The organism is Streptomyces sp. NTH33 (assembly GCF_003236365.1).
In the GTDB taxonomy this organism is placed as follows: domain Bacteria; phylum Actinomycetota; class Actinomycetes; order Streptomycetales; family Streptomycetaceae; genus Streptomyces.
Genome location: NZ_POTZ01000425.1, coordinates 1 through 5,946 on the forward strand (window position 1 = coordinate 1; position 5,946 = coordinate 5,946).

6 protein-coding genes are annotated in these 5,946 nt (G+C 72.4%); 4 read left to right on the forward strand and 2 right to left on the reverse strand.

Going from position 1 to position 5,946, the window contains the following annotated elements:
- Positions 1-24: 24 nt before the first annotated feature.
- The 4 genes from C1I97_RS29395 (at position 25) to C1I97_RS29410 (ending at position 4,446) form a co-directional block, all read left to right on the forward strand.
- On the forward strand, positions 25-1,362 hold the full coding sequence (locus C1I97_RS29395) for a hypothetical protein (RefSeq protein ID WP_111006152.1): 1,338 nt from the start codon (positions 25-27) through the stop codon (positions 1,360-1,362).
- A 120-nt stretch (positions 1,363-1,482) separates the two neighbouring features.
- On the forward strand, positions 1,483-1,680 hold the full coding sequence (locus C1I97_RS29400) for a hypothetical protein (protein ID WP_181446967.1): 198 nt from the start codon (positions 1,483-1,485) through the stop codon (positions 1,678-1,680).
- 22 nt (positions 1,681-1,702) lie between these two features.
- The gene (locus C1I97_RS29405; RefSeq protein WP_258382793.1) at positions 1,703-3,574 is read left to right on the forward strand and encodes an ABC transporter ATP-binding protein; all 1,872 of its coding nucleotides are present in this window, start codon (positions 1,703-1,705) and stop codon (positions 3,572-3,574) included.
- On the forward strand, positions 3,571-4,446 hold the full coding sequence (locus tag C1I97_RS29410; protein ID WP_111006149.1) for a serine/threonine-protein kinase: 876 nt from the start codon (positions 3,571-3,573) through the stop codon (positions 4,444-4,446). Before C1I97_RS29405 ends, C1I97_RS29410 begins: the two co-directional genes overlap by 4 nt.
- 20 nt (positions 4,447-4,466) lie before the next feature.
- Here the strand turns inward: C1I97_RS29410 and C1I97_RS29415 are convergent, their stop codons facing one another.
- Both C1I97_RS29415 and C1I97_RS29420 read right to left on the reverse strand, forming a co-directional pair.
- Positions 4,467-5,225 (reverse strand): hypothetical protein, encoded by a 759-nt coding sequence (locus C1I97_RS29415; protein ID WP_111006150.1) that lies wholly within the window; start codon positions 5,223-5,225, stop codon positions 4,467-4,469.
- Positions 5,215-5,802: an RNA polymerase sigma factor gene (locus tag C1I97_RS29420; protein ID WP_111006151.1), complete on the reverse strand. Its 588-nt coding sequence runs from the start codon at positions 5,800-5,802 to the stop codon at positions 5,215-5,217. Before C1I97_RS29420 ends, C1I97_RS29415 begins: the two co-directional genes overlap by 11 nt.
- Positions 5,803-5,946 lie beyond the last annotated feature (144 nt).

Sequence of the window (5,946 nt, forward strand, 5' to 3'; positions counted from 1 at the left end):
TCCTCGCTGTCGTCCTCCACGGGGATGCGGATCGTCGCCTGCGCCGGGGTGGCCGCCGGGGTGACCATGGCCGGGCTGGGGGCCGGGCCGGCGTTCGCGGAGGAGCAGCAGAACGACACGTTGTGGATTCAGGCGCCGTACGAGCAGGCGGTCACCGTCGCGCCGGACGGGGCTGCCGCCGGGCAGGACCGGGACCTCCTGGTCGGGCTGTACCACGACAACGACAACTTCACGGTGACGGACGGCCGGCTCACCGTCGACGTGTCGGGGCTGGCCGGCGTCGCGGAAGTGACCTGGCCGGAGAACTGCGCGCCGAGCGGAAGCACCGCCGTGTGCGACGTGTCCGAGATTCCGACGACCCTGTACGGCGGCCGCGAGCAGGTACGGCTCAAGGTGCACGCGGTGGCCGGGGCGGCTGCCGGGGCGCAGGGCACCGTCACCTACGAGGCGGAGGCGACCGGCGGACCCGAGGGCCGGCTGGTCGCGCCGCACGAGTCGTTCGCCACGTACGTGACCGTCGGCTCGGGCCCCGACCTGGGCATCGCGAGACCCGAGCGGGTCAAGGGGGTCGAGCCGGGCAGCACGCTCGACGTCCCGTTCGCCGTCACCAACACCGGTGACCGGCCCGCCGAGGGCTTCGCCCTGGAGATGTGGACGACGTACGGGCTGGACCTGACCACGAAGTTCCCGCAGTGCACGTCCACGGCGCTGGACGGTCCGGGCACGCTGATCCACTTCACCTGTGCGTTCGACACCGTCGTCCAGCCCGGTGCCACCGTGGGGCTGCCTGCGCCGCTGAAGCTCGCCGTCGCCCGCCACGCCCTGCACGAGCGGTTCGACCTCAGTGTCAGGCCGGGCCAAGGTGCCACTGACCTGGACCACATGGACAACTACGCCGGCCTCGACATCGAGGCCGACAACACGGCCGACTTCGCCGTGCACGGCAGCACGGTGAACGGGAAGGCCGGCCAGACGGTGACGGCCGGGTTCCGCTTCGAGAACCGGGGTCCGGCCTGGGTCGGCAACGTCAGGTCCGGCGACCCGGCCGCCGTCCTCGACTTCCATGTGCCCGAGGGCACCACGGTCACGGACGTCCCGGCCGGCTGCCAGCCGCGGTCGCTGGACGGCGGCTACTACAGGCAGCGGCTCGGCGCCCCGCGCTACGCCTGCGACCTGGCCATGTATGTCATGCCGAAGACGAAGGTCCCCTTCTCCTTCCAGCTGCGCATCGACCGTGTGGTGCCGAACGCGACCGGCACGGTGGTCGCCGTCCCCGGCCTGTGGGCCGGCACCCAGACGTTCCCGTTCGACCCGAAGCCGCAGAACAACAGCGCGGAGATCGTCGTGAACCCGGGGGCGTAGGACACCGGCCCGCCGCCCCTCCCTCGGGAAGAAATTTCGTTGCATTTTTCCCGAAACGCCATCCCATTCCGGCTCTGCGCCGTATCTACTACCGAGACACATTCGAGCAGGAGGAAGACCATGGCGATCTTCAGTGCTCTCGTCCCTGCCCTGCGCCGTGACGGCGGCCACGGCAGCGGCCACGGACGCGGCGGCTACGGCGGACGCAGCGGCTACGGACGCGGCGGCTACGGCGGACGCAGCGGCTACGGACGCGGCGGCTACGGCGGACGCAGCGGCTACGGACGCGGCGGCTACGGACGCGGTGGACGCTACTAGTGACACGAAGCGGAGCGGACCGGTGACCGAAGGTGCCGGTCCGCTCCGTCGGCATGTCCTGCGGCGTCTGCTGTCGGTGGACACGGACACCGACTCCGTGGTCGCCGGCGCCCCGCCGCTGCCGCCGCGCGAGGTCTTCCGGCGTTTCTGGCCCTACACCCGGGGGCACCGGCTCTGGCTCGTGCCGCTCGTGCTGCTCAGCCTGCTGCAGCCGCTCGTCTCCGTGGGCGAGCTGTGGCTGTTCAAGATCGTGGTGGACGGGGTGCTCGTCCCCCGGGACCTCACCCCCTTCCTGTGGATCGCGCCGACGTACCTCGGGCTCATCGTCGTCTCCGGCATCCTCGGCTTCGCCGACAGCGTGACCTCGGCGTACGTCAGCGAACGCTTCTTGCTCTCCCTGCGCTCCGACGTCTTCCGGCACGTGCAGGGACTGTCCCTGGGATTCTTCGAACGGCGGCGGCTGGGGGACGTGCTCTCGCGGATCACGGGAGACGTGGACGCCGTCGAGATGTTCCTGCTCTCCGGCGTGGTGGACGTGTTCTACTTCGTCCTCCAACTGGGCATCTTCCTCGGTCTGCTCTTCTACCTGAGCTGGGACCTCACCCTCCTCGCGATCGTCATCGTGCCGCTGTTCTGGGGCGCCTCCCGCCGCTTCTCCCGGCTGACCAAGCAGGCGTCACGGGAGCGCAGGCGCCGCAGCGGCTCGCTCAGCGCGGTCGCCGAGGAGACGCTGGGCAACACGACCCTGGTCCAGGCGTACAACCGGCAGGACTGGGAGCAGCGCCGCTTCGAGCGCGAGAACCTGGGCCGGTTCCACGCCACGATGGACTCGACGCGGATCCGGGCGGTCTACCGGCCCCTGGTGGAGCTCATCGAGGTGTGCGGCGGCCTCGCCGTCATGGGCCTGGGCACCTGGAAGCTGGCGCAGGGCCAGCTCACGCTGGGCGGGCTGCTGGTCTTCCTGGCGCTGATCGGCAAGCTCTACGGCCCGGTCCGCGACCTGGCCCGCCTCGCCCCCACCTTCTACGCCGCCGCCGCCTCCGCCGAGCGCATCGCGGAACTGCTCGACCAGCGGCCCGAGGTGCGCGAGGCCGCGGACGCCCGGCGGATCGGCCGGGTGCGCGGCGAGGTCGAGTTCGACGGCGTGTCCTTCCGCTACCCCGACACCTCCCGCTGGGCGCTGTCCGACGTGTCCTTCCGCGTCCGCCCCGGCGAGACCCTGGCCCTGGTGGGGGCGAGCGGGGCCGGGAAGTCCACGGTGGCCAAGCTGCAGCTGCGCTTCTACGACCCGGACCGGGGCGCCGTCCGCCTCGACGGCACCGATCTGCGGGAGCTGGCCCTGACCGACGTACGGAACAACGTCGCCGTGGTCCTGCAGGAGACGCTCGTCCTGCACGGCACGGTGCGGGAGAACATCGCCTACGGCCGGCCCGACGCGACCGACGCGGAGATCGTGGAGGCGGCCCGTGCCGCCGACGCCGACGAGTTCGTCCGGCTGCTGCCGGACGGCTACGACACCGTGGTCGGCCAGCGCGGCCGGATGCTGTCCGGCGGCCAGCGCCAGCGCCTCGCCATCGCCCGCGCGATGATCAGGGACGCGCCCGTGCTGCTCCTGGACGAGCCCACCACCGGCCTGGACGCCCAGTCCAGCCGCCGGATCATGGACCCGCTGCGCCGGCTCATGGCCGGCCGGACGACCGTCGTCATCTCCCACAACCTGCTCACGGTCCGCGACGCCACCCGGATCGTGGTGCTCGACCACGGCCGGGTGGTCGAGTCCGGAACCCACGACGAGCTGTTCCTGCGCGGCGGTGCGTACGCGCGGCTGCACCGGCTGCAGACGGCCTCTTCCGCGCAGACCGGCCCGTCGCAGCAGGGCGTGGTGCTGTCATGACCGCCACGCGGGCCGCCGTACGGCCGCCACTGCCCGCGGGCACCCGCCCGGTCGAGGGCTACGAGGTCATCGGGCTCCTGGACCGCACCGGCTGGATGGACGTGTACGACTCCTGGAGCGAGGAGCGGGCCTGCCGGTGTGTCATCAAGATGGTGCGCCCCGATCTCCGCGACGCCCCGGAACCGGCCGACCGGCTGCTGCGGGAGGGCCGGTGGCTGTGCGCCTTCACCCACCCGCACCTGGCCCGCGCGTACGAGACCTTCACGGAGCCCGAGCCGCTCGTCGTCATGGAGACGCTGACCGGGGAGACACTCGCTCACCTCATCGGCCGGCTGCGGCGCCGGCCGGCCGCCACCGACGTGGCCCTACTCGGGGTGCAGCTGTGCTCCGCGGTCCACTACCTGCACGGCCGGGACCTGCTCCACCTGGACCTCAAGCCGTCCAACGTCGTGGTGGAGCGCGGGCACGTCAAGGTGCTCGACCTCAGCACGGCCCAGCCGCCCGGGGACGCCCCGAGCGGGGTGGGCACGTTCGGCTACCTCTCGCCGGAACAGGCGCGCGGCGGGCTGCTGACGGCGGCGGCCGACGTGTGGGGCATCGGGGTCACGCTGTACGAGGTGGCCGGGGGGGACCCGCCCTTCCACCGGAACGAGGGTGGCGAGGGGGGCGAGAGCGGGACGTACGGCCGCACCACGGGTGACCGCCGGTATCCGCAACTGGAGGCGGCGGCCCCGCCGATCGCGTCCCTGCGGCGCCTGCCGCGCCCGCTCGCCGCGGCCATCGACGGCTGTCTGAGCCCGGAGCCGGCGGACCGGCCCACGGTCGCCGAACTGACCGCGGCCCTCACCGCGCTGCTGTCCGCCCCCGCCTGACCACGTCCCGGCCGGCTTGACTACGTCTCGTCGGTGCCCGTGGCGAGGTGGGCCCTGGCCAGTACGGTGCCGTCGGGTGCCGTCACCCGGACGGCGGTCAGCGTCGCGGGGTCGATGGGGACCGGGCCGCCCCAGAAGCCGCGGCCGCCGCGCAGAGTGAACTCGCCGGCGCGGACCGTGGTGCCGTCCTTGTGCACCAGCAGGCAGGTGACCTTGCCGTCGTGGGACGTGCTGCTCCCGGGAAGGTCGACGATCATGTAGATCCAGCCCGGGGAGCCCCGGTGGGCGTAGATCTCACCGGCCGGTTTGCCGGCCGCGTCGGCGGAGGTGAGCCCGCCCCACAGCATGCCCGTCCCGGCGGCGGTGGCCGGGGCGGAACGGGTCAGGGTGTCCTCGATCGCCGTGCCGACCGCCCAGCCGCCGAATCCGATGGCGAGGACGAGCACGCCCGAGACGGCGGCGACCTGCGGCCGTATCCGGCCGAAGACTCTCCGGCGCGGGATGCCGGACCCGCGGGTGCGCCAAGGCCCTTCGTGCCCCGTCGCTCCCTGCGTCAGCGCCTGCGCGACCCGGCTCTCGAACCCGATCGGCGGCTCGCCGCAGGGGAGCAGCCCGATCAGCCGGTCGCCCACGAGGGTCAGCTGGCGGATGTACTCCCGGCAGTCCGCGCACTCATCCAGGTGCGCCACGGCACCCGCCCGCTGCCGGCCCGGCAGCACGCCGAGCGCGAGCTCGGCGCCGATCTCGCGCAGCTCCTCGCAGGTGAGCTCACTGGGCATTGTCTCCTCGCTGGAAGGAAGCGAGCGTGGTCCGCAGCTTTCCCATCCCCGTCCTGATCCGCGTCTTGGCGGTGCCCAGCGGAATGTGCTCCCACTCGGCGACCTGCTGGGCGGTCATGCCGTAGACGCCGGCCATCACCAGGGCGCGGCCCTGTTCGGGCGGCAGCTCGGCCATGGCGGCACGCAGCCGGGACGACGCCTCGTCGGCCAGCGCGTACCGCTCGGGAGTCTCGCTGACGACGTCCAGGATCGCGTCGAGGTCCTCCGGCGCGACCGGCTCCGGACGCCGCGAGCGGACGGCGTCGACGGCGAGGTTGTGGGCGATCGTGGTCAGCCAGGTGGTGACCGATCCACGCCGCGAGTCGTAGATCTGTGCATGGCGCCATGCCCTTTCGAACGTCTGCTGGGCGACATCCTCGGCGAGCTGCGGATCCCCGGTGACCGCGACGGCCACACCGAAGACCCGGTGCTGGAACCTGCGGACGAAACCGACGGCGAGCTCCGGATCTCCGGTGGCCAGCCCGGACAGCAGAGCTTCGTCCGGAAGGCGGCCCACCGGGAACCGGAACTTCGACACATCCGTATATACGGCCCACCCCCGCCCGGGGATTGCCCGATCAAAACGGAATCCCATAATCCGATTCTTGCGCCGGTTCGCCCTTCGCGCCTGCCGTGCCCGGTCCGGCGGCCGGTGAGGGAGCGGTGGGGGGCGGCGAGGTGG

What these genes read in the sequence shown, in the direction of transcription:
- C1I97_RS29395 (WP_111006152.1), top strand. Translation starts at nt 25, where the DNA reads ATGCGGATCGTCGCCTGCGCCGGGGTGGCCGCCGGGGTGACCATGGCC.
- C1I97_RS29400 (WP_181446967.1), top strand. Translation starts at nt 1,483, where the DNA reads ATGGCGATCTTCAGTGCTCTCGTCCCTGCCCTGCGCCGTGACGGCGGC.
- C1I97_RS29410 (WP_111006149.1), top strand. Translation starts at nt 3,571, where the DNA reads ATGACCGCCACGCGGGCCGCCGTACGGCCGCCACTGCCCGCGGGCACC.
- C1I97_RS29415 (WP_111006150.1), bottom strand. Translation starts at nt 5,225, where the DNA reads ATGCCCAGTGAGCTCACCTGCGAGGAGCTGCGCGAGATCGGCGCCGAG.